Source organism: Vibrio hippocampi, assembly GCF_921292975.1.
Taxonomy (GTDB): Bacteria; Pseudomonadota; Gammaproteobacteria; order Enterobacterales; family Vibrionaceae; genus Vibrio; species Vibrio hippocampi.
Genome location: NZ_CAKLCM010000003.1, coordinates 1,117,978 through 1,137,743, shown reverse-complemented (window position 1 = coordinate 1,137,743; position 19,766 = coordinate 1,117,978). Strand labels below are relative to the sequence as shown.

Genomic DNA, 19,766 nt, shown 5'->3' with positions numbered 1-19,766 from the left:
ATTCTGTTATTGGTATTCTGTTATTTATACCTGTTAAAGGTATTCGTTCGATGAGGCGATGTTAACTGGAATGGCTTGTCCAATGCGCAATAGCGTGATGATCTTAAGTGGCTGTCCTTCCACGTTTTCTAGGCGCATTGTGCGTTGCTGTTCAACCAAACGCTTATACAAATATACAATAGCACCGATGCCTGAAGAGTCCATAAATCTTACCTGATGCAAATCCACTTCGATTTCTTGATGAGTATCGCTGCTGATCAACTCATCAATACTTGGCTGGATATCACGACATCCTTTGGCGTCTAAATCGCCAATTACATTGATATTGAGGGTATTGGTGCTGATTTCAGATTTGACTAATTGCATAATTCTATCCTCGATTTTTATTGACAGTAGATAGATAGCATTAGCTGTGCCAGTGTTTTTTGTTGTTAATTTTCAATGGCTTGGTTTTTGTGGGGGAGGGGATTCTCAATTTGAGAAATCCTTGGTGTCAAAATGAGAGGCGGAATGGAATGTGGAGAGGTAGTAGGAGACACTTGAGAGCATCAGGCACAATTCAAGCCTAGCAAGGTTGAGTGCTAGGCTTGAAACAAAGGAGCGCACCCGCTTTATATTATCTTCAGCTATAGCACTACTTTTCAGCTTGGGGTGATGAAAATGGATCCGTCATTTCATATAACGTTGTTTTCTATTATGTCTGTCCTGACTTTACCGTCCTGACTTTGCCCATAAAAAAATAACCAACCAAACTTTCGTTCGACAGAAAATACCTACAAGGAAAACCGAGTTATTGGTGGTTAATAGGACGGTAACGGAGTTGTTCTTTATGATTATTTGCGGATATGGAGTAAGCAGTATTGTATCAGTAGTGCTTCGAGATTCTGTTTTTGCTGGGCGATAACATCAACAATGACCCTATCATTTTTAGTTGGATCGATTCTATAAATAATCTTGAAGGTATCGGCGTGAAACTCTCGGTAATTGATGACTCCAAGCTCTAGTAATGATGGTGATACTCCAACAGCATGCGCGTCAACAGTAATGATTTTTTCGAACCTGTTAATTAAGCGTTCTATTCTTTCAATAACTTCTGCTTCACTAGCAAAGTCAGACAAATAAATGATTAACTTATCAAGCAAAATCTCGAAGGTTTCGGTATAGATAATGTCCAGATTATTGCTCACTTTCACGCTCCAGAGCTTGCTTTTTGCGTTCAGCAAGTTTGGATTTTAATGTAGAGCTTGTCATTACTCTTCCAGCTTTTTCATCTTCGGCAGAAAATGACAATAGCTTGAGTAATGCAAGTGCTTCATCACGTCGTTTTCTGGATTCATAGCTTTCTATAACGTAGGCTGGCTTGCCATTCTGAGTGACACACATAGGCTCTGAAAGCTCAAGATTTGCCGCATTTTTCTTTAGATAACTGATTGTTTCTGTCTTCATTTGATATACCTGACTACATTCGATGGTCTGAATATAGTTTAAATATAGGTCACATTCAAGCAAGGAAGGCTCAAAGCTATCAAGCCAGAATCAAGGCTCAAGTCGGGACAGGCATATCAAAAACTCAGCCTCTGTCAGTAAATTACGCTCGTATACATCATTTATAGCGTTTAAAGTGGTCATTTTAGGGGCGTCAGCGACTCTCAATATTGATAGGTGTATTCACAATTGACGTTCATGATTGCAGTGATAATATCGCGACCATGGTCAACAATGGTGACATCCTCCCATTTTGGTAGCGACACAGATTGCCCACTTTTAGCCGCATAATCTTTAGCCGCATTATTGATAAGTTGAGTACACCCAACAAATCCATCATGACTGCTTCTAACGAACTGATATTCACTATAATGACCAGCAACAGTGAATCCTTGTTCTGTATTTTGAATACTAAATTCGTCACCCTCTTTCGTTTTGATGGGTTCACCGACATGGCTTGGTTTAGTTGAACAGCCCGCCAATAGCACAATGAACCAAAGACTTAATAATTTACGCATAGAACACCTCAATTTTAATAATTAGTATATCATACTATAAAGCTGGAGTTTGTGCGGTACAGATTAAAATATTATATAAATCGACGTTTGATTCTATACGTTGATGCCGCCATTTTCTGTTCATCACTCTGATTTATAAAGAGTAATTAGATCGTTTAATCTAAGGTGTTTCGGTCTCGAAACCGCGACTGCACATTCGAATCTCTGACCAAAGCTTCATCGTTCACGATAAACTACGCAAAGTAATCTTGACACTTTTAAATACTCATTGGGCGCATTCTGTACTGGAATCTATCTGCTAGTGTTACAAACTTATTGCCCAATAGGTAAGCAAGTGAGAGTGAGTGCTCAAACTATCTCTATCAGTTTTTAAAGCGCCTTATGAGGTGTTTTTACCCTGACTTACCCATTTACATAAAGGGGCATGACGAATCAATCATTAGGCGAAGGTATGAATTACACGATTTATATGGTACGCTATACTGTGTTTAACGATGTGGGAGGTTTCTTGTGGAAGTTTTTGTTCAGCTTGGTATTTGTTGGTTCGGAGTCAGCTTGATTGGTGGGGTTTTAGGTAAACTTTTTGGTTTTGGTTTTTGGCGTTCTTTTCTTGTTAGTGGTGGAGCTTATTTAGTATTTACTGTCTTAAAGGCTGCAACAAGAACCTCAGGAAGCTAGGTTATGACATTAAAAAATGAAATGAAAAACGCTGCTAAAGAAGGGATTGAGCTGAGCTTGTCTGAGAATAGAAACAAGGACCAACTAAAGATAGACCTTTTTGAGAGTGAATTCTTTGTTTCAAAAATGAAGAAGCACTTTATTGTATTGGTGTTTATCAATATTTTTGTATTACTCGTTCCGGATTACTCATTTTTAGGAGCTGTATTTTACTTCCCTTTGTTTATTGTTCTTATGAGTTCTATCTCTTACAGGTGGCGAAATGCTATTGGAGATAAGGCTGCTGCGGGTTGGTTTGATAGATGGAAACCGAAAGTACTTGTTCCTATGTTATTTACGTTCGCAGCCTTCATGTTAGATGTTTTACTTCTAAAGTTTGGTCTGCCTGTATTCGGTTTATGTACTATATGTTTGATTCTATTTTCATGGAAAAAGTAGAAAATTAGACATAAATCTCGCTTTGCATACTTGTGTATACCGCAATCAAGAGACTGAAAGTTCAGTCTCTTTTTAATTCCCTTAACAAACTTTGGTGCATTTTTGCGTTAGCCAATGGTATTAAGTTTGTATGGCATACGATAAATTAGTTATGGAGGGTTCTACCGATGTTAATGGCACTCAATACTCGCTATTTTGATCATAAAAAAGCTTATGGATACGACCGTATCATTATTGATGCTAACTACGCTCAGGTTCAACGAGCCAATATTGAATGCTTAGATAGTATTACCACAATGGTTCGGTTTAGTTATACCGAAGACAAACAAGTACTGATTGAAACTTTCGACAATATCCAAGTACTAAAAGACATTACGACTAAGGACTACGATTTTGAAGATGCAGAACTAGGTGTGCTGTTATTGGGTGACCTGATAACGACAGAAACGGTCAATAAGTCTTCAGCGGCCATTCTATTTCCAAAAGCTTTTAATAAATTAGGGAACTTCAACCAGTTTACGCTTAAGTTCATGGGAGATAACTAACGTTTTATTGAGGCAGTTTTTGCGTTTTTCCACTCAGTCTAAACATCAGCACCCAGTGATCCTTTAGGATGCTGATGGTCTATCTATGCGGTGGTCTAGCGAACAGGCTCTCTATTCTAAGCTTTTCAAACTTGATGTATCGACCCCTTTCAGTACTTCCTTGGCGATATCGTCTGGGTTGGTGGTTTGAGGCTTTTGCGGATAACTAGCCGCAACCCCGTTACCTACCGCTGTTGCTTCAGCTTGTAGCTTTTTCCCCTCAACCTCACCGGCGAGCCATCCTTGTTGGTAGTCAGCATCTGATGCAAAGCGTTTTTCATCCTTGATATAGCTTTCAAAACTATTGCCCGCTTCTTGTATTCCGCTATGCCTGCCATCATGGAAACCTTGTATGTAAGCCATATTGTGACCACTCTCAATAAGAGCACTGTCACTTGTTCCACAACCCGTGGACGTAAGAGCGAACAGAAGTATTAGCAACAATTTTTTCATCTCTGGGACCCTAATTAATTCGATTTCTGGGTTAAGAATAGTTCAATATGTCGCTAGTGGGGTGTGCTGGATTAAGTGTGGGAGGTTGCTGTTAGTAGACCCCTTCCTGCGAAGGGGTGACGTGGTAATAAAGCGGTGACGTGATAAATAAAGGGATGACGGATAAATAAAGCGGTAACATGATAAATCAAGGGTAACGTGCTGTTCCTTTGTGGTTATCTGTTTGTGATTGAGAGTTGAGAACCCACAGCGCTTATTGAGACAAAATAACGCAATTTTTGCCGCTGTTCTTTCCTTGCAGCAAAGCAACGTCAGCTTGTTTGATGGCTTGGTCTTGAGATTGAACGACTTCGGCAATACCGAAAGTGCAGGTCAGGCTTTGACCATCGATTAAGTGGATTTTTTGCTCGATTAGCCCGCGAAGTCTTTCGGCAATGGCATAGGCTTGTGTTCCAGTGGTTTGTTCGCAAATCACGATAAACTCTTCGCCTCCCCATCGAGCAAGATGGCAGTTTTTCTCAATGTTGGTAGAGGTATATTCAACAATTTCGACCAGAATACGATCACCTTCATCATGTCCATATTGGTCGTTGACCGATTTAAAATTATCGACATCGAATAGAATAACGGAGCAGCCAGAGCCTAAATTGCGGCAAAGGTGATCAAGTCCGCGTCGGTTAAGGGCTTTCGTCAGGTGATCATATTGTGCCAACTTGAGGTAATTTTGCTTTTCACTGTGCAACCGTTGTGCGGATTGCGTCAGCGTGCGGATATGTCGATGGGCAATGGTAATACCGTAGAGAATGGCTGAAGAGAGCCAAACAATAACAATAAACCGATACAGGTCGAGCTTGGAGATCCACTTACCGCTAAAGGCAATATCTTCAATCTCTATTGTCACGTTTTTGGCAATAAAACTGTCGCCAGTTGCAATCTGAATATATTTCACATTGTCAAAGGTCGCTGAGTGCTGTTTAAGCTCAGGGTGATGATACATCCACCACGAAGGCACAGAAAATTGGCTCAATGGAAGTTGATAACTCGATTTATTGCCAAGATTGGGAATGATCGCCGCTTGGTTCGCTCGCATAGATTCAAAAGTATTTCGAGACTTTGGTAGACCTTCGTCATTAAGCAGATAGATAAGAATGGTATCTCTTAGCTGCTCCTTCTCTTGGTAAGAAAGCGTAATGGAAAGCTGATCGTAGCGGCTAAGATCAACGCCTTGTCCAAGGCGTTCATTCACTGGGATTAATACACTACAGAAAGAAAACGTATCCGACTGTACCGTCTCACAGGTCAACGAACTGTTACCGTTGGAGGTTTTTAGTTTACTGCGTGATAAACCACCATTTACATCATCATTCAAAGCAATCGTTTTGGAAAAAGCCGCTTGGGGAATCCGATATTGTAAATTCATCCCCAGTTCTTGCCAGACAATCAAAACAAAGCTAATCATTGTTAATGCCAGCGCGAATTTATTGAATTTTTTATCTTTACGAAACGCTTGGTTTGGAAGGGGGTGAAGCATATAACTGACCGAATGAATGCTGCCGTTTTGAAGTTAAACAATATTATATACGCTTACTGTAACAAATTACGTGATGAATCTTTAATTTTAACCAGTTTTCTTACCAGAAAGTTTGTTGGGGTGTTGGGTATTAGAGCGTAAGGAATTGAGCGAATCTTGAACAGTGAGAGTAACAAAAACGCCAAAATAACAAAAGTACCTGAACATTTACGGATGAGCTGCGTAAAAGACGGAACGTGACTCATGAGGTAAGTACTATGGATACACTCGCCGTTGATTTAGCTCGCTTTCAATTTGCGTTTACGGTCTCTTTTCATATCATTTTTCCCGCCTTTACCATCGGGCTCGCCAGTTTCCTTGCAGTGTTGGAAGGTTTGTGGCTGAAAACAGGACAAGATAAATACATTCAACTCTACAAGTATTGGATAAAAATCTTTGCCATCAGCTTTGGTATGGGGGTCGTCAGCGGTATCGTACTTAGCTATCAGTTCGGTACTAACTGGAGTGTCTTTGCCGACAAAACCGGACCGATACTCGGACCATTAATGGGCTATGAGGTGTTTACCGCCTTTTTCCTTGAAGCGGGTTTCCTTGGGGTCATGCTGTTTGGCATGGAGCGAGTTGGTAAGAAAATTCACTTTATGTCTACTTGTGTGGTGGCGTTTGGTACTTTCTTGTCAGCCTTTTGGATTCTGTCGGTCAACAGTTGGATGCAAACGCCAACGGGTTACAGTATTAACGAGGCGGGGCAGTTTATTCCAGAAGATTGGTTCGCCATCGTGTTTAACCCATCATTTCCTTATCGTTTGGTGCATATGTTGTTTGCCGCTTACCTCACCACGGCTTTTGTCGTGGCGGCGGTTGGTGCATACCATCTGCTCAAGTCACCCAAAAACCCGTTGGCACGCACCATGTTTTCCATGGCGATGTGGATGGCGGCCATTGTCACACCGTTGCAAATCATCGCCGGAGATATGCATGGATTGAATACTCTTGAGCATCAACCAGCTAAAGTCGCCGCGATGGAAGGGCATTTTGAGACTCACCAAGGCGCTCCGCTGATTTTATTTGGTATCCCGGATGAAGAGAATAAAAAGGTGGACTACGCGCTAGAGATCCCCAAGTTGGGTAGCCTGATACTGACGCATGATCTGAATGGAGAAGTGAAAGGCTTAGATGCCTTTCCCGACGATCAACATCCACCAGTGTCGATTGTGTTTTGGAGCTTCAGGATCATGGTTGCTATCGGATTTGGTATGCTGGCAATTGGTCTATTTAGCTTATGGTTGCGTAAGCGAAAAACACTTTATCAGACCACTTGGTTCCTGAAAATCTGCACCCTGTTTGGACCAGCGGGGTTTATTGCGGTCTTAGCCGGTTGGATAACCACCGAAGTGGGGCGTCAGCCTTATACCGTGTACGGCTTATTGACGACGGCGGATTCCGCCTCACCGATTGACGCCGCGGCGATCAGTGTCTCGTTAACGGCATTTATCGTGGTCTACTTTATTGTGTTTGGCTGCGGTTTTTTCTACTTGTTGCGCTTGATGCGTAAGTCTCCATCTCGATATGAACAGCCGCTCGATACCCGTCTTCCTGATGGCAGCGATGCTCATCCCGCCACGCACTCGAATCATCTGCCTTAGGAGGGAATGATCATGGATTATGCATTAATTTGGTACGCACTGATTGGTTTGGCGGTCTTGATCTACGTGGTGCTCGATGGTTTCGATTTGGGCATTGGTGTGCTGTTTCCCAGTGCGCATAGTGACAACGAACGAGATATGATGATGAACAGCGTTGCTCCCGTGTGGGATGGCAATGAGACATGGTTGGTGTTGGGCGGTGGAGGGTTGTTTGCGGTGTTTCCATTAGCTTATGCCGTTGTTATGCCAGCGCTGTACGCGCCATTGATCATTATGTTGCTGGGGCTGATTCTTCGCGGCGTGTCGTTTGAATATCGCTTTAGAACTAAGCGCGGCAAGTTCTTATGGGATGCGGCGTTTTTCTTAGGCTCACTGATGGCGACCTTGACCCAAGGGATGATGCTGGGCACCTTGCTGCAAGGGATCACCGTTGAAGGGCGAGCTTATGCAGGTGGCTGGTTCGATTGGTTATCACCGTTCAGTCTATTTTGTGCGTTTGGTTTATTGTGCGCCTACACGCTGCTTGGGGCCTGTTGGTTGATCATGAAGCTGCCCGATGACTTGAGTGGGCGTTACTACGCCATTGCCAAACGTTGGGGACTGATGATGATCGCTTGTATTGTTATTGCTAGCGCTTGGCTGCCTTTAAGCAACGCGCTGGTGTTTGAGCGTTGGTTTAGTTTTCCAAATGTGATTCTATTTTTGATTATTCCACTGGCGGCTGGACTCTGTGTCTGGCAACTGTTTGCTTCGCTTCTGAAACACAAGCCACTAAGAGCGTATCTGTTCGCTATTGCCCTGTTTGTGTTGTCTGCGCTGGGTTTTGGTGTCAGCACATTTCCATATTTGGTGCCGTTCGCACTTACTTATACCGAGGTTGCAGCCCCAGACTCCAGCCTGAAATTTTTGTTGGTTGGCGCGGTGATTCTGCTGCCGATGATTATTGCGTACTCGGCGTACTCTTATTGGGTATTTAGAGGCAAGTTGAAACATGGCGAGGGCTATCACTGATGTCAAAATCGATTAAGCGCTGGATATGGTTTTTAGTGATTTGGACCGCGAGTGTCGCGGTTCTTGCCACATTGTCATACGGGATACGCAGTGTATTGCTCTAGTGCCATGACTGTTTTAGGTTCGGTCGCTTGAGGTGCATGACCACTTTAGGACAACGACGGTATTAGGGCAATCACTGCTTTGAAGTAAAACCGCTTTGAGGCAAAACCGCTTTAGCGTATAAAATGTGGTTGTAATCGACACTTTTCCGACCATTCACTATTCTCCCATAGCTTTTAAACCGACTTTGTCCCAATATGTTGGCATTAACAGTGACATATGACGCTGAACCTCGCACCTGAGGTTATACCCAAGTGATTCTTGTTCTGCCTCGTATTTGAGGTGCCTTGGGTAGTCGACGTGGCAATGAGGTTTTAGCGTTGCTCTCAGCGATAGCGTTTAGTTAGCATGGAGATCTGCCTTGAAAAATAATCAACCCTCGGCTTTGGCTTTAGCCTTGCTCAGTATCTTATTTCCAGTGTCGACAATGGCAGCGAATGTGCCGAACTCGGTAACGCTGGCTCAGACACAAGAGTTGGTGCGTGGTAACGACGCAGAAGCGGCAACCTTAGACCCAGCCAATGCGGAAGGGATGCCCGAGATGCATATTCTGCGCGATCTATTTGAAGGGCTTGTGATACAAGATGACGAGGGCAATGTGATCCCCGGCGTGGCGGAATCTTGGCATACCAAAGACAACCAAACCTTTGTCTTTAATCTGCGTAAGCAGGCGAAGTGGTCAAATGGTGATCCCGTAACGGCTCATGACTTTGTCTATAGTTTGCAGCGAGCCAGTGATCCCGAGTTTGCCTCAGCCAATGGCTGGTACTTGAAGATGACCCGCATCAATAATATTGCTGACATCATAAATGGCAAAAAGCCGATGGATTCTCTCGGCGTTAAAGCACTCGATGACTATACGCTAGAGTTTCAGCTTGACAGTCGCGTGCCTTATTTTGTCGCCATGACCGGTCACAGCTCGATGATGCCAGTGCATAAAGCATCGGTGGAAAAATATGCCGATAAGTGGGCAAGGGAAGATCATATGGTCTCCAATGGCGCGTTTAATCTGTCGAAGTGGGTAGTGAATGAGCGTATTGAATTGACCAAGTCACCGACTTATTGGAATGCCCAACAGACAGTATTAGATAAAGTCACCTATATTCCCTTTGAGAATCAAATGTCGGCGATGAATCGCTATGCATCGGGTGAAATTGATATTACCTCAGACATTCCAGCCCAGATGGCGAGCAACCTTAAGCAGACGCACAAAGAGGCTTATACCGTCGTGCCGCTCCTGTGTACTTATTATTATGCCTTTAACACACAAAAAGCGCCGTTTAATGACGCTCGGGTAAGACAAGCGGTCTCATATTCCATTATGCGAGATGTCATTACCGACGGTATCACTCAAGTGGGCAATCAACCCGCTTATACTTTTGCTCACAGCTATGTTGCCGGGTTTGATGCCACACAACCGGATTATGCCGACTTGACTCAAGATCAGCGAGATGCGAAAGCTAAGCAGTTGTTACTAGAGGCAGGCTACAACGAGAGCAATCCTCTAAAGGCGAACTTGTTATACAACACCAGTGAAAGCAACAAAGCCATCGCGGTGGCGATTGCTTCAATGCTGAATAACAACTTAGCGGCGCAGATCTCGTTAGAGAATCAAGAGTGGAAATCTTACCTGCAATCTCGCAAAGACAAGCGTTTTGATATTTTGCGAGCCTCTTGGTGTGGCGACTACAATGAAACCTCAACCTTCCTAAACTTGCTAACATCCACCAGCAGCGGCAACCACGCTTCATTCCAAAGCACGGATTATGATGCCGCGATAGACAACGCGATGAAGGCGACGGACCAAGAGAAACGCAACCAGTATTATGATGAAGCAGAAACCATTCTCGCTGAGCAGATGCCGATTGCGCCGATCTATTATTATATGCAAGCACGCCTAGTCCGACCGAATGTGGGTGGTTTTCCGACGAACAATGTAGAAGGGCGAATCTATTCTAAAGATCTCTATATCGTTGAGTAGCGTGATCGTCGGATAGCTTAATCATCAAATAGCTTAATCATCAAATAGCGTGATCATCTAATAGCGCTGCGAAAACTAATAGCGCTGCGAAAACCAAAAGCCAGAGCCACACAGCGTGACTCTGGCTTAATTGTGATTAAAAAATAAATTCCACCAGTGCAGACTTTTTAAGCGCAAACGCGTACACTACGCGGCCGTTTTGTGTGTGAGAGTTGAGTATTATGGTAAAACGTGAGCAATTTGAGCTATTGGCTCCCGGTGGTGATTTGGACTCGATCAAAGCTGCTATCGCCGCAGGTGCTGACGCTATCTACTGTGGATTAGATCGGTTTAATGCCCGTAATCGAGCGACCAACTTGACGCTAGAGAACCTTAATGGCGTCTTGAGCCTTGCCCATCAACATAACTGCAAGATCTTTCTTACCCTTAACGTTCTGATCCTTGAGAGCGAAATCGCCGCGATAGTGCGTCTATTGGCGCAGTTGGATAAAACCCAGATTGATGGGGTTATTGTGCAAGATCTCGGTTTGGCTTACTTACTCAAGCACCATTTTCCTGATCTGGACGTTCACGCCTCTACTCAGCTGAATACACACAATGAAGGGCAGATCGAGTTACTGGCTCAGCTAACGGCAAGCCGAGTTAATCTATCTCGTGAACTGAATATTGATGAGATTAAACACCTCGCCCAGTTTGGCTTGCAGCGCAATGTATTAATGGAAGTCTTTGTTCACGGCTCTTACTGCATCGGCTTTTCGGGACAGTGCTATATCAGTTCCGCTCGTAATGGTGCGTCGGGGAACCGTGGACGATGTAGCCAACCTTGTCGAGAGCAGTACCAGACCACGAAGACCGGTAACGATTATCCGCTCAATTTAAAAGACAACTCGGCATTTTCTGATCTGCCCGCGCTGGTGGATGCGGGGGTGTATTCACTCAAAGTGGAAGGGCGCATCAAAAAGTCGCACTACGTCTATACCGTAGTGGATAATTGGCGTCAGCAAATTGATCGCTTTTGCGAACAGCAGCCTCTTTCTGAGGATACTCAAGCGTTGTATACCGTCTTCAACCGCGATTTCTCGAATGGATTTTTGCAAGGTAATGTCGGTCGAGATATGTACATCGACAATCCGAGAGACCATGCGGTGAGCCATTTTTCTGAGGTGTATCGTTGCCAAACCCCTGAACAAGTACAGGCGGTGAAACGCAAGCTCTATGATGATAAAACCGAAATCATTCACACCGTTGAGCAGCGTACGAAGGGATATTCGATTGAGACGCCTCAAGCAAGCTCGGCGAGCTTAAAAGGTGCGGTCGATGTGCCTGACGTTAGGCTTGCCAATGTCGCGGAGGACGAGGTGCAAACGCCGAAGGTGTCGGTATTGATTTCTCATGTGCAAGATATTGAGTCACTGCAACATCAAGATGTTGACCTGTATTATCAACTGCCGATGGGCTTGGCGGCTGAGCTTGAGTCAGTGTGCGCGATTCTAGATCAGTATCCTAATTTGAACCCGTGGTTCCCATCCATTTTGATTGGGGATGATTTCACGGCAGCCAAGCAACTGCTGGAGAGACTCAGACCCAACCTGTTAGTCACCAATAATTCAGGTGTGGGTTTTGTGGCTAAAACCTTGGGGCTAGATTGGATTGCTGGACCTCAGATGAATACCAGCAACTCGTTTGCTCTCGCGTGTTTGCAGCAGGAATTTGCCGCGCAAGGGGCATTTTTGTCCAACGAGCTGAGCCATAAACAACTCAAACGCATTAAGCGTCCGCTGGGCATGCGTACCTTCTACAGTGTGTATCATCCCAATACGCTGCTAACCAGTCGTCAATGTCTATTCCAGCAAACAGAAGGGTGTCGCAAGATACAAATCAATAAGGGTTGCCTTAAACGTTGTGAGAAGCGTACCTCCATTATTAACCTTAAAGACAATCCCTACGTGGTTGATAAGCAGCGTGGTAGCCATAACGCAATATACAGTGAACACAATGTGCTCAACATGGACGTAGTAAAGGATCTGCCGTACTTGTTGACGGATGTGTTGTTAGATTTGCGCGACATCGCCACGGAAACCCGCTTGCATGTGACTAAAGGGGAGTTTGTTGAGCAGTGCCTGTCGTTAGTCCAGTTATCGTCATCGCAACAAGAGACTCAATTGGTATTCGAGAAACTGGTGTCTCCGGTGACCAATCGGCAGTATCAAAAAGGCATCTAGAGACAAACGTTATTCGGCGGTAGACCGCGGCTCTAAGCTAGTTTGCAAACGAAAGTCGAGAGTTGCAGAGATTAACGGTGTTTATTTGATCTTTTGCCTAAGTTCAAATGGTGAGTCGCGTGTTTGATTAGCTTTATGTTTATAGTAGCTTTACGTCTATATTAACAATCAGTCGATTAAAAATAAGCTATCGCCAATAGTGGTAGATAATAGTGGTAGATGGAGAGGAATAATGAAATACCGTTTAGTCGTTTATGTTTTGTTGGGACTGGGTGCGGCACCGCTGGCGCATGCAGATAATGTAGAAATTGCTCTTAAACACAATCTTGATGGATTTTTGAGTGGTTATTGCTTAGATATTGTTGGCAGCGGTTCGAGAGCCGCGCTGGAAAAAGGTTTGCAATCCCATACTTGCTATAGCTATCGGGGTGATCTTGGTATTGATCAAGTTTTTGATAGCGGTAAGTTTGTTGATAATCAATTATACCTACCGCAATTTAAGGTTTGTGCTCAGTTAAGTGAAATAGCGGTGGGCGCGACGGTGGGCTTAAGTCAATGTGATAATAGTGAGTTACAGCAGATAAAGTTTGCAGAAGATGGAACACTGCGTCCTGTAAAAGATAACCTACTTTGTCTGACGGCTGGCTTGGCGACGAAGCGGGGTCGTGGCGGCACTTCAGATCATCAAATTAAAACTCTGACTCTACAGTCATGCAGTGAACAAAGGCAGATTTTCCAACAATGGTACGGGCGAACTCAAGCCTGATCTATCAAGGCAATGATTCGTCACAGGGCTCGTATACAATGCGAGCCCTTTTGATTTTTATATGGGTGATGATAGCGTAAGATTAAGCGCGATTCTGAAAATCAGACAGGCTTTGGCTATCCGATTTTGCATTAACTGATTTTGCATTAACTGATTGTGCTTCTTGCTTATGATCGTCTTCGTTGACGCGCTTATGGGGTAACCATTTTGCTAAGGCATCGCCCAGTGATTTGATATTCACCGGTTTACTCACATAATCATCCATGCCGACCTCTAAACATTTCTCTTTATCTCCTTGGAGGGCGTTGGCGGTCATCGCCACAATCGGGATTTTGTGATTGATCTGAACGTAATTTTGACTGCGGATCTCTCGTGTCGCTTGATAGCCATCCATTTCTGGCATTTGACAGTCCATAAACACCAGATCAAAGTCTGCGGCACCTTTAAGCGCATGCAGGGCTTCAATGCCGTTTTTCACTTTATCGACCTTGATACCAAACTTGCTGAGCAGGGATTGCAATACCACCTGATTGGTTGTGACATCATCGACAACCAAAATATGGGCATTGTATTGCGGCTTTTTCTCTGAGGTGTAGCGAGTAACAAAGGCTTTATCTTGAGGGCTTTCACTTAATCCGGATACCTTTTCCAACACACTGAGCAAGTCTGATTGCTGTAGCGGTTTTGTCAGATAACCAGAGAATCCGATATCTTGCATCAGTTTCGCATCGCCTCGCTGAGCGGCGGAAGAGAACATCACCAAGCGTAAGGCTTTATTTTCCGGCTTGGCAAGAATACGTTTGGCGAGTGTGACGCCATCCATTTCTGGCATCTGATAATCAAGAACCCCAATGGTGAACGGTTTCCCAGATTGGTGGCTCTGTTCGATCTGTTCAAGTGCCGCTTGACCGTTGTCCGCCACCTCATAATCTATACTCCATTGCTCAAAGATTTTTTCCATCAGAGTCAGATTGGTTTCATTATCGTCAACCACCAGAACCCGTTGTTTTCTCAGGTCTCCCGTTGGCAACTGAATGATCGATTGTTTCGAGGAGTTTTCTAGGGTTAAGGTGAACCAGAATGTCGAGCCAATATCGGGAACACTGTAGACGCCGATATCACCGCCCATCATCTCGGTGAGGGTTTTGCTGATGGTTAGACCGAGCCCCGTACCGCCGTATTTTCGTGTGGTTGAGCTGTCAGCTTGGGAGAAACGAGTGAACAATTTGCTCTGCTGCTTTTGGCTGATACCAATGCCTGTGTCACGCACTTCAAAGCGCAACACACTTTCTGAACCAAGACGCTCTTGGACAGTGACATAAACCGCCACTTCGCCTTGGTTGGTAAACTTAATGGCGTTATTGACAAGGTTGTTGAGGATTTGCCGAATGCGTCCCGGATCACCTTTGTAGCAAAGATCCATGGTTGGAGTCGCAGGACAGATTAATTGAATCTCTTTTTGTTCAGCGGCAAAGTAGAGCATGGCACCAACATCTTCAACCAACTCGCCTAGGTCAAAATCGATCACCTCTAAGTCAATCTTACCCGCTTCTATCTTAGAAAAATCAAGAATGTCATTAATGATGGCTAACAGCGACTCCGCGCTGTTTTTGGTGGTTTCTGCCATCCGCAGTTGCTGCTCATCTAAACGCGTGTCTAACAGGAGATTGGTCATCCCGATGACGCCGTTCATTGGGGTGCGGATCTCATGACTCATGGTTGAAAGGAATTCACTTTTGGCTTGTGCGGCTTGCTCAGCTCGACGACTGGCTTGTATAAGCTGGAGATTATAGTCGTCCATCTTCTGAGCATTATTGATTAAACTGACGGTCATATGCTTGAAGCTAGAGGTCAGAGTGCCCAACTCGTCGCTAAGGTTTTTATCCGGTGTCGATTGGAGAACGTTTAACCCTTTGCTTAGCTTACCTTGGCTGACTAAATCGGTGGCCTCCACGAGACGGTCGAGTTTGCGTTTAATGGTTCCTGAGCTCCAAAAGGCGACGATGATCGAGAGACATGCCGCGATCAATGTTCCCACGGCTAATACCCAGTTGGTTCGAGTGGCAGATTGAGCCGAACGCTCGGTACGGATATCGTTGAGAGCACGCTCTATCGTGATAAAGGTGGCGATCTCTTCTCTTATTTGGTCGATGATTTTTTTACCGGTTCGTTTTTTTACCAGCTCCACCACACTTTGCATATCGGCATTACCGGAGAGCACCCGTTTGCGCTGGGCAATCTCTCGATAAGCCACCGTGGTTAACCAATTTTGCAGCAGTAAATTGACGTCACTAAGACGTTGGACTTGTGGTGGGTTATCACTGACTTGTTCCGATAGCGTGGTGAATTTTTGATCCCAAAGCTCTGCGGAACCATAGAAGGGTTCCAGAAACACCTCATCACCCGTAATAAGAAAGCCGCGCTTGCCAGTTTCCATATCGACAGTCAGCCGAAGCAACTCTTGGGCTCGGCCGATAGCTTGGTGAGTATGTTCGACCCAATGCGCATCCTCGACCATTGATTGGGTGTTGTCATACACTGTGATGGAAACTGCAATCAGCAGCAGCACAGGGATTGAAAAAGCATAAAGCAGCTTTCTTTTTATCGAGAGACGGTCAAACCAATTTGCTATTGAGCCCATATCCAACCAATTATTGTCATCCATATCATCATTTATTAGCGTAGGATATTTATGACGAATGTTAAGCGACGAACATGCTTTTACGTGATAGTTCATTGATTTTTTTATTATAAGGTGCCGATTATGTCCTCAGATCAAGTTGTGAACCCTATTCAAGTGAAGTCTCTGGATCATCTGGTACTGAGAACTCAAAATTTAAACGCCATGCTCCGTTTTTATTGTGATGTATTAGGCTGCCCAATCGAGCGAGAACTGCCGGAGTTGGGACTGACTCAACTGCGGGCGGGAGAGGCAATTATTGATCTGGTGACGGTCGAGAGTGAGTTGGGCAAACTGGGCGGTAAAGCACCGAGTCAAGATGGTCGTAACCTCGATCATTTTTGTTTGCAGATCGCCGCATTTGATGAGGCAGAGATGAAGCTTTACCTTAAAAGCCAACACATTGAAGTCAATGATTTCGCCGAACGCTATGGAGCACAAGGGTTTGGTCGCTCTGTCTATATCGAAGATCCAGAAGGTAATGTGGTGGAGTTAAAACCGCGCAAAGTGAGCGAGTGATTTCAACTGGTTAGCAATTTTGGCGCTTTTCTCCATTGTCATTTTCTGCTTTCTTCACTTTAGTGCCTTCGTTTTGGTGAATAATACGCACCAAATTGGTGAAGCTTTGACTGCTGCGTGAAGAGTTCATGATGTAAGTATCTGATTTGTAATGATTGTAATGTTTGGCACACAGTTTGTATCAGTTAAGAGAGTTTTTGCGTACGAGCATAACTAGGTGTGTTAGCCACACCCAGAAAAATTGCTAAAAATAGACATCTAGGGTTCCGACTTTGTGCAGTGACAAATGGTTTGTCGTCAAAGTGTCTGGTCCGAGAGTTGTCAACCTCGCCAGAGGTCACACGGAGGGATAAAAGCCCGGGAGGCCAGCCAAACATGTTTGGTTATGTCTCTTGTGCAAATTATTTCCGTGACCCAAGGAGGAGGTTATTCCATGAAACATTCCATCAAAAAACGCTTAATTACGCTGGCGGCAACGCTGGGTCTTGCGTCTTCATCACTTGTCTCAACCGCTGCCATCGCCGAAGAAAAGCAAAGCTTTACTCTAGCATGGTCAATCTATGTCGGCTGGATGCCGTGGGACTATGCCGACTATTCTGGCGTGGTTGATAAGTGGGCGGATAAATACGGGATTGAAATCGATATTGTGCAAGTGAATGACTATATCGAGTCGATTAACCAATATACTACGGGTCAATTTGATGCCACCGTTATGACCAATATGGATGCGTTGACGATTCCAGCGGCCAGCGGCATAGATTCCACCGCGCTTATTGTCGGTGACTTCTCAAACGGTAACGACGGTATTGTGTTGAAAGGCAACAAAGGACTGGCTGATATTAAAGGTCAATCCGTCAATCTGGTCGAGCTAAGTGTGTCTCACTATCTGATGGCGCGCGGTTTACAGAGCGTCGGCATGTCTGAGCGCGATGTCAAAGTGGTCAACACCTCTGACGCGGATCTTGTGGCTGCATTCTCTACCAAAGATGTCACATCGGTCGTGACATGGAACCCATTGCTAAGCGAAATCACCACTCAACCTGACACCTCACTGGTGTTCTCTTCCGCTGATATTCCCGGCGAAATCATTGATTTACTGGTGGTCAATACCGACACCCTAAACGACAATCCAAAACTGGGTAAGGCGTTAACAGGTGCATGGTATGAAATCATGGCTATCATGCAGTCTGAAAGCGATGGTGATAAAGCGAAAAGCTATATGGCGCAAGCCTCAGGAACAGACCTTCCAGGGTATAAGGCGCAATTAGCCGCGACCAATATGTTCTACAGTCCAAGTGAAGCGGTGTCTTTTACCACAAGCTCAAAGCTGGCCGGAACTATGCAAAAAGTGAGTGAGTTCTCGTTTGAGCATGGTTTGTTAGGCGATGGTGCACCAGATGCGGGCTTCATTGGCATCGAAACGCCGACCGGTATTCTGGGTGATCCTAACAATGTGAAGCTGAGATTCTCGGCAGAATATATGGCGATGGCCGCTGACGATAAGCTCTAAGTAGAGACTGGAGTTTTTTATGACAAAAGTGATCAATCGTCATCCCTCTAGCTATGGACGATTAATGCTAGGTCTGTTGCCGTTTCTAATCATTTTGGCGCTGTATGTCACAGCGTCAGATGCCCGATTGGCGGCGAATCCTGCAGATAAATTACTGCCTGCTTTCTCTAGCTTTGTGGATGCCATCGACCGTATGGCTTTCACACCCAGCAAAAGAACAGGTGAGTATCTGATGTGGATCGACACGTTAGCAAGCTTATCGCGTCTCGTCATGGGAGTGGCGGTGAGTGCCTTCGCGGGGCTTGCAGTTGGTGTGGCGACGGGGATCATTCCTGTGGTTCGTTCGTCACTCTCTCCGGTGGTGACGGCAGTGTCACTGATCCCACCGATGGCGATTCTGCCGATTCTGTTTATTACCTTTGGTCTGGGCGAATTGTCGAAAGTGGTGTTAATCGTGATTGGCATCTGCCCGATCATTATTCGCGATATTCAATTGCGGGTACAAAGTCTTCCCGATGAACAGCTAATTAAGGCGCAGACCTTAGGCGGTAATAGCTGGCAGATCATCGTGCGCGTCATTTTACCGCAAATCTTCCCAAGACTGATTGAAGCGGTGCGTTTGACCTTGGGTAGTGCTTGGCTGTTTCTTATTGCAGCCGAGGCGATTGTGGCGACCGAAGGATTAGGCTATCGCATCTTTCTGGTTCGTCGTTATATGTCAATGGATGTGATTCTGCCTTATGTTTTGTGGATCACGATACTGGCATACAGCATGGATTGGTTACTTAAAAAACTCTCACATAAGGTGAGCCCTTGGTATCACCAAGAAAAAGGAGATGCCAATGGCTAGCCAACCCATTATCGAGATCAAACATCTTTGGAAAGAGTACGGTGACAATATCGTACTGGAAAAGTTGAACCTCACGGTAAATGAAGGGGATTTTGTAAGCATCGTCGGTGCTTCCGGCTGTGGAAAAACCACCTTTTTAAATATGATGTTAGGAACGGAAAGCCCGTCCCGAGGTGAGATTTTACTCGATGGTGCGCCGCTGAGTAATGAACCGAGCGTGGAGCGTGGCATCGTGTTTCAAAAGTACTCGGTATTTCCGCATTTGACGGTGTTAGACAACGTGATGTTAGGGCTTGAGTTTGAACAAGGGGGCGTCACTTCATTATTGGTTGGGCGTCAATTTGGGCAACAAAAGGCGCAAGCCAAGCAGCAAGCGATGGCCATGCTTGAACAGGTGGGCTTAGAGGCGTCGTTGGATAAATATCCCCATGAGCTTTCTGGTGGTATGCGTCAGCGTCTTTCTATTGCTCAATCCTTAATTAAAAAACCTCGCATCTTGTTGCTGGATGAACCTTTCGGCGCACTGGATCCCGGTATCCGAAAAGATATGCATCAACTGATTCATCAACTGTGGGAACAAGAGAATCTGACCGTGTTTATGATCACCCATGATTTGAGCGAAGGCTTCCATTTAGGAAACCGACTCTGGGTATTTGATCATGTGAGACAAGATATTCAGGCTCCGGAACGCTTTGGTGCGCAGGTCACCTTTGATATTGATATCAATAAAGCCAATACACCCGAACTGGTTCCAGAATCACTGCAAAAGAAAATAGCTTAAGGAGTATCGCT

19 protein-coding genes and 1 riboswitch are annotated in these 19,766 nt (G+C 44.9%); of the genes, 12 read left to right on the top strand and 7 right to left on the bottom strand.

All coding sequences use genetic code 11. The features are described from left to right. Positions 1-33: 33 nt before the first annotated feature. From L9Q39_RS18090 to L9Q39_RS18075, 4 genes are all read right to left on the bottom strand, one after another. Positions 34-366: an STAS domain-containing protein gene (locus L9Q39_RS18090; RefSeq protein WP_237486482.1), complete on the bottom strand. Its 333-nt coding sequence runs from the start codon at positions 364-366 to the stop codon at positions 34-36. A gap of 467 nt (positions 367-833) precedes the next feature. Further along, entirely contained in the window at positions 834-1,187 is a 354-nt protein-coding gene (locus L9Q39_RS18085) for a type II toxin-antitoxin system RelE/ParE family toxin (protein WP_237486481.1), read from the bottom strand. Then, positions 1,177-1,446 (bottom strand): type II toxin-antitoxin system Phd/YefM family antitoxin, encoded by a 270-nt coding sequence (locus L9Q39_RS18080; protein WP_237486480.1) that lies wholly within the window; start codon positions 1,444-1,446, stop codon positions 1,177-1,179. Before L9Q39_RS18080 ends, L9Q39_RS18085 begins: the two co-directional genes overlap by 11 nt. Before the next feature lie 203 nt (positions 1,447-1,649). After that, positions 1,650-2,003 carry a hypothetical protein gene (locus tag L9Q39_RS18075; protein WP_237486479.1) on the bottom strand — a complete coding sequence of 118 codons (354 nt, stop codon included), beginning with the start codon at positions 2,001-2,003 and terminating at the stop codon, positions 1,650-1,652. 510 nt (positions 2,004-2,513) lie between these two features. Here L9Q39_RS18075 and L9Q39_RS18070 point away from each other — a divergent pair. The 3 genes from L9Q39_RS18070 to L9Q39_RS18060 all read left to right on the top strand — a co-directional run bounded on the left by L9Q39_RS18070 (position 2,514) and on the right by L9Q39_RS18060 (position 3,664). Next, on the top strand, positions 2,514-2,681 hold the full coding sequence (locus tag L9Q39_RS18070) for a hypothetical protein (RefSeq protein WP_237486478.1): 168 nt from the start codon (positions 2,514-2,516) through the stop codon (positions 2,679-2,681). A gap of 3 nt (positions 2,682-2,684) precedes the next feature. Beyond that, a complete protein-coding gene (locus L9Q39_RS18065) occupies positions 2,685-3,119 on the top strand; it encodes a hypothetical protein (RefSeq protein WP_237486477.1) in 435 nt (144 codons plus the stop codon). A 167-nt stretch (positions 3,120-3,286) separates the two neighbouring features. Further along, positions 3,287-3,664, top strand: coding sequence for a hypothetical protein (locus tag L9Q39_RS18060; RefSeq protein ID WP_237486476.1), 378 nt, complete (start codon positions 3,287-3,289; stop codon positions 3,662-3,664). A 111-nt stretch (positions 3,665-3,775) separates the two neighbouring features. Here the strand turns inward: L9Q39_RS18060 and L9Q39_RS18055 are convergent, their stop codons facing one another. Together L9Q39_RS18055 and L9Q39_RS18050 are read right to left on the bottom strand one after the other, a co-directional pair. Then, positions 3,776-4,066 carry a hypothetical protein gene (locus L9Q39_RS18055; protein ID WP_237486475.1) on the bottom strand — a complete coding sequence of 97 codons (291 nt, stop codon included), beginning with the start codon at positions 4,064-4,066 and terminating at the stop codon, positions 3,776-3,778. A 343-nt stretch (positions 4,067-4,409) separates the two neighbouring features. After that, complete coding sequence (locus L9Q39_RS18050) at positions 4,410-5,687, bottom strand: GGDEF domain-containing protein (protein WP_237486474.1); 1,278 nt, start codon at positions 5,685-5,687, stop codon at positions 4,410-4,412. A gap of 257 nt (positions 5,688-5,944) precedes the next feature. Here L9Q39_RS18050 and L9Q39_RS18045 point away from each other — a divergent pair, with 257 nt between their 5' ends. The 5 genes from L9Q39_RS18045 to L9Q39_RS18025 all read left to right on the top strand — a co-directional run bounded on the left by L9Q39_RS18045 (position 5,945) and on the right by L9Q39_RS18025 (position 13,415). Beyond that, positions 5,945-7,333 (top strand): cytochrome ubiquinol oxidase subunit I, encoded by a 1,389-nt coding sequence (locus L9Q39_RS18045; protein ID WP_237486473.1) that lies wholly within the window; start codon positions 5,945-5,947, stop codon positions 7,331-7,333. A 12-nt stretch (positions 7,334-7,345) separates the two neighbouring features. Beyond that, the gene (gene cydB, locus L9Q39_RS18040) at positions 7,346-8,344 is read left to right on the top strand and encodes a cytochrome d ubiquinol oxidase subunit II (protein WP_237486472.1); all 999 of its coding nucleotides are present in this window, start codon (positions 7,346-7,348) and stop codon (positions 8,342-8,344) included. Between the two features lie 463 nt (positions 8,345-8,807). Further along, complete coding sequence (locus tag L9Q39_RS18035) at positions 8,808-10,427, top strand: ABC transporter substrate-binding protein (RefSeq protein WP_237486471.1); 1,620 nt, start codon at positions 8,808-8,810, stop codon at positions 10,425-10,427. 221 nt (positions 10,428-10,648) lie between these two features. After that, positions 10,649-12,649, top strand: a complete 2,001-nt coding sequence (locus tag L9Q39_RS18030) for a U32 family peptidase (RefSeq protein ID WP_237486470.1) — start codon at positions 10,649-10,651, stop codon at positions 12,647-12,649. A 232-nt stretch (positions 12,650-12,881) separates the two neighbouring features. After that, positions 12,882-13,415 carry a ricin-type beta-trefoil lectin domain protein gene (locus L9Q39_RS18025; RefSeq protein WP_237486469.1) on the top strand — a complete coding sequence of 178 codons (534 nt, stop codon included), beginning with the start codon at positions 12,882-12,884 and terminating at the stop codon, positions 13,413-13,415. A gap of 82 nt (positions 13,416-13,497) precedes the next feature. On the opposite strand, the gene L9Q39_RS18020 is transcribed toward L9Q39_RS18025, so the two are convergent. Next, a complete protein-coding gene (locus L9Q39_RS18020; protein ID WP_237486468.1) occupies positions 13,498-16,080 on the bottom strand; it encodes a response regulator in 2,583 nt (860 codons plus the stop codon). 99 nt (positions 16,081-16,179) lie between these two features. Between L9Q39_RS18020 and L9Q39_RS18015 the strand changes: the two genes are divergently transcribed. From L9Q39_RS18015 to L9Q39_RS18000, 4 genes are all read left to right on the top strand, one after another. After that, entirely contained in the window at positions 16,180-16,614 is a 435-nt protein-coding gene (locus L9Q39_RS18015) for a VOC family protein (protein WP_237486467.1), read from the top strand. 247 nt (positions 16,615-16,861) lie between these two features. Then, positions 16,862-16,980, top strand: a riboswitch (guanidine-I (ykkC/yxkD leader). 67 nt (positions 16,981-17,047) lie between these two features. Beyond that, complete coding sequence (locus L9Q39_RS18010; RefSeq protein WP_237486466.1) at positions 17,048-18,124, top strand: putative urea ABC transporter substrate-binding protein; 1,077 nt, start codon at positions 17,048-17,050, stop codon at positions 18,122-18,124. 19 nt (positions 18,125-18,143) lie between these two features. After that, complete coding sequence (locus L9Q39_RS18005; protein ID WP_237486465.1) at positions 18,144-18,974, top strand: ABC transporter permease; 831 nt, start codon at positions 18,144-18,146, stop codon at positions 18,972-18,974. Next, positions 18,967-19,755 carry an ABC transporter ATP-binding protein gene (locus tag L9Q39_RS18000; RefSeq protein ID WP_237486464.1) on the top strand — a complete coding sequence of 263 codons (789 nt, stop codon included), beginning with the start codon at positions 18,967-18,969 and terminating at the stop codon, positions 19,753-19,755. The genes L9Q39_RS18005 and L9Q39_RS18000 overlap by 8 nt, the downstream gene beginning before the upstream one ends. Positions 19,756-19,766: the final 11 nt, after the last annotated feature.

What these genes read in the sequence shown, in the direction of transcription:
- L9Q39_RS18090 (WP_237486482.1), bottom strand. Translation starts at nt 366, where the DNA reads ATGCAATTAGTCAAATCTGAAATCAGCACCAATACCCTCAATATCAAT.
- L9Q39_RS18080 (WP_237486480.1), bottom strand. Translation starts at nt 1,446, where the DNA reads ATGAAGACAGAAACAATCAGTTATCTAAAGAAAAATGCGGCAAATCTT.
- L9Q39_RS18075 (WP_237486479.1), bottom strand. Translation starts at nt 2,003, where the DNA reads ATGCGTAAATTATTAAGTCTTTGGTTCATTGTGCTATTGGCGGGCTGT.
- L9Q39_RS18065 (WP_237486477.1), top strand. Translation starts at nt 2,685, where the DNA reads ATGACATTAAAAAATGAAATGAAAAACGCTGCTAAAGAAGGGATTGAG.
- L9Q39_RS18060 (WP_237486476.1), top strand. Translation starts at nt 3,287, where the DNA reads ATGTTAATGGCACTCAATACTCGCTATTTTGATCATAAAAAAGCTTAT.
- L9Q39_RS18055 (WP_237486475.1), bottom strand. Translation starts at nt 4,066, where the DNA reads ATGGCTTACATACAAGGTTTCCATGATGGCAGGCATAGCGGAATACAA.
- L9Q39_RS18050 (WP_237486474.1), bottom strand. Translation starts at nt 5,687, where the DNA reads ATGCTTCACCCCCTTCCAAACCAAGCGTTTCGTAAAGATAAAAAATTC.
- L9Q39_RS18045 (WP_237486473.1), top strand. Translation starts at nt 5,945, where the DNA reads ATGGATACACTCGCCGTTGATTTAGCTCGCTTTCAATTTGCGTTTACG.
- cydB (WP_237486472.1), top strand. Translation starts at nt 7,346, where the DNA reads ATGGATTATGCATTAATTTGGTACGCACTGATTGGTTTGGCGGTCTTG.
- L9Q39_RS18030 (WP_237486470.1), top strand. Translation starts at nt 10,649, where the DNA reads ATGGTAAAACGTGAGCAATTTGAGCTATTGGCTCCCGGTGGTGATTTG.
- L9Q39_RS18025 (WP_237486469.1), top strand. Translation starts at nt 12,882, where the DNA reads ATGAAATACCGTTTAGTCGTTTATGTTTTGTTGGGACTGGGTGCGGCA.
- L9Q39_RS18020 (WP_237486468.1), bottom strand. Translation starts at nt 16,080, where the DNA reads ATGGATGACAATAATTGGTTGGATATGGGCTCAATAGCAAATTGGTTT.
- L9Q39_RS18015 (WP_237486467.1), top strand. Translation starts at nt 16,180, where the DNA reads ATGTCCTCAGATCAAGTTGTGAACCCTATTCAAGTGAAGTCTCTGGAT.
- L9Q39_RS18010 (WP_237486466.1), top strand. Translation starts at nt 17,048, where the DNA reads ATGAAACATTCCATCAAAAAACGCTTAATTACGCTGGCGGCAACGCTG.
- L9Q39_RS18005 (WP_237486465.1), top strand. Translation starts at nt 18,144, where the DNA reads ATGACAAAAGTGATCAATCGTCATCCCTCTAGCTATGGACGATTAATG.
- L9Q39_RS18000 (WP_237486464.1), top strand. Translation starts at nt 18,967, where the DNA reads ATGGCTAGCCAACCCATTATCGAGATCAAACATCTTTGGAAAGAGTAC.